This is a genomic window from Kluyvera intermedia (assembly GCF_021440345.1).
Classification (GTDB): domain Bacteria; phylum Pseudomonadota; class Gammaproteobacteria; order Enterobacterales; family Enterobacteriaceae; genus Kluyvera; species Kluyvera intermedia_A.
Window position 1 is genome coordinate 1 of record NZ_JAKCNS010000148.1, and the last position, 2,310, is coordinate 2,310.

General features: G+C 39.4%; 3 protein-coding genes. All 3 read left to right on the forward strand.

Annotation, left to right across the window (positions count from 1 at the left end):
* Window positions 1–343 precede the first annotated feature (343 nt).
* A complete protein-coding gene (locus tag LZ634_RS22310) occupies window positions 344–1,120 on the forward strand; it encodes an ABC transporter permease (protein WP_103284251.1) in 777 nt (258 codons plus the stop codon).
* The gene (locus tag LZ634_RS22315; protein ID WP_181539122.1) at window positions 1,117–1,785 is read left to right on the forward strand and encodes an ABC transporter ATP-binding protein; all 669 of its coding nucleotides are present in this window, start codon (window positions 1,117–1,119) and stop codon (window positions 1,783–1,785) included. The genes LZ634_RS22310 and LZ634_RS22315 overlap by 4 nt, the downstream gene beginning before the upstream one ends.
* A 47-nt stretch (window positions 1,786–1,832) precedes the next feature.
* The coding region (locus LZ634_RS22320) for a Stealth CR1 domain-containing protein (RefSeq protein WP_234508916.1) at window positions 1,833–2,310 on the forward strand (478 nt) is incomplete at its 3' end.

Sequence of the window (2,310 nt, forward strand, 5' to 3'; positions counted from 1 at the left end):
ATTTTATAGAATGAGTGTTTTTATAGTTATCATGGATTAATACTCGATAATTAATAGTTTTTAACTTATAGGAATTATCTTATGCAGCGGTTAAATTTGTAGCTGATTGCAGAGATGTGTGGTTTTTATCAGGGAGATGTACCACTAGTTTGCTTTTCCCCCTTAAGTCCTCTTCTCATCCAGACGTATACACGAATTATCCTTAAGCAATCATCTTATTTTAAGCTAGCAATTAGCATGCTAATTGTTCTGACGCTTTCTATTCTAATTTATGCATTGAGTAATCTGGTTGCTAGAGCCAGGGGCGGTAGCGTGCTCAATCGCACCAAGGTAACAAATATCAATGGCCAGAAGTGGGTTAGAAGTACAACAGGCCGCCGTGAAGGCGCTGTTTCTGCGCGAGATCAAAACGCGTTTTGGCAAGTACCGATTAGGGTACCTATGGGCGATCCTGGAGCCAGCCGCGCATCTGATGATCCTGCTAGCTGTTTTCGGTTTCATCATGCATCGGACTATGCCGGATATTTCGTTTCCGGTGTTTTTACTGAACGGCATTATCCCTTATTTTCTTTTTAGCAATATTGCTGTCCGATCCGTTGGGGCAATCGCCGCCAACCAGGGGTTGTTTAACTATCGACCTGTAAAGCCCATCGACACAATTATTGCCCGTGCTTTGCTAGAAACAGTTATCTATGTCGCTGTTTATATCTTACTTATGACGGTGGTTGGCCTGGCTGGCGAACAATTTGAAATCACCAACCTACTATCATTAGCCTGTACGTGGTTTTTATTGGTTATCTTTTCCTGCGGTGTCGGATTGATCTTTATGGTCATGGGAAATACCCTCCCGGAAACAGAGAAGTTCTTACCTATATTTATTAAACCCCTCTATTTCATTTCATGCGTGATGTTCCCGTTGCATGCGATTCCGAAAGAGTACTGGCCGTATTTGCTATGGAATCCTCTGGTCCATGTTGTTGAATTAAGCCGCTCATCTGTGGTCGCAGGATATGTGAGCCAGGGCGTTAGTCTTAACTATCTGGCCTTGTGCTCGCTGGTTGTTTTCTTTATGGGGCTCGCGCTCTATCGCAACCGTGAAGAGGCTATGTTGACATCATGATTCGGATTGAAAACCTCTCAAAATCCTATCGAACTCCGCAAGGAAGGCACTACGTTTTTAAAGATCTCAATATTGAGTTGCCAACTGGGAAAAGCGTGGCGCTTATTGGACGTAACGGTGCCGGAAAATCGACGCTATTGCGAATGATTGGTGGCATTGATCGGCCCGATAGTGGGCGAATTATTACCAATAGTACGATCTCCTGGCCTGTCGGTTTAGCGGGGGGATTTCAGGGGAGCCTGAGTGGTCGGGAAAATGTAAAATTTGTCGCTAGGCTGTATTCTAATAAAGATGAACTTCGTCAGAAAATAGAGTTTGTTGAAAAGTTCGCGGAGTTAGATAGATACTTTGACATGCCAATCAAAAGTTATTCATCTGGGATGAGATCTCGTTTAGGATTCGGTCTTAGCATGGCATTTGATTTCGATTATTATCTTGTTGATGAAGTTACTGCTGTCGGGGATGCCAGATTTAAACAAAAATGCTCAGAGTTGTTTACGCAAAGAAGTAAAGAGTCATGTTTTTTGATGGTATCGCATAGCTTGAATCAACTGAAAAGGTATTGTGATGCGGCTTTATTTATTGATAGAAATAATAAAGTTTCTTTTTATGAAGATATAGATGAGGCTATAGTCGATTATAATTCTTCAGAATTGATATACTGAATCAGTTGTCACAATAATATGATGGCGTTGATTCTGATGGTGAAGGAATGAAAAAGCTAAAAAAGTTAATTAAAAATCCTGGCGGTTTTTTTCGTGATTATTTTAATAAAAGATACCCAATTATTAGGAATGAGATATCATGCCCAGATTATGATGAAGAAACTTTAATTCATCATGACACTATTCTCGAAAATAAGATAAAGACTGAGCTAAAGATAGATGTCGTTTATACTTGGGTGAATAATCAAGATCCAGACTGGCAATCTAAATTTAATGAAATTTGTAATGCAAAGAATCTCTCTGCCTTAGGGCAATATGCTCAAGATAGTGCTCGTTTTGATAACCATAATGAAATATTTTTTTCATTGAGAAGTATACATCATTTTATGCCATGGGTTAATATGATCTATATCGTAACAGATTCACAGATCCCTACAGGCATTGAACTTTCTGAAAATATTAAAATTATTGATCACAAAGATATAATCGATAATAGGTATCTCCCAACGTTTAACTCACATGTTA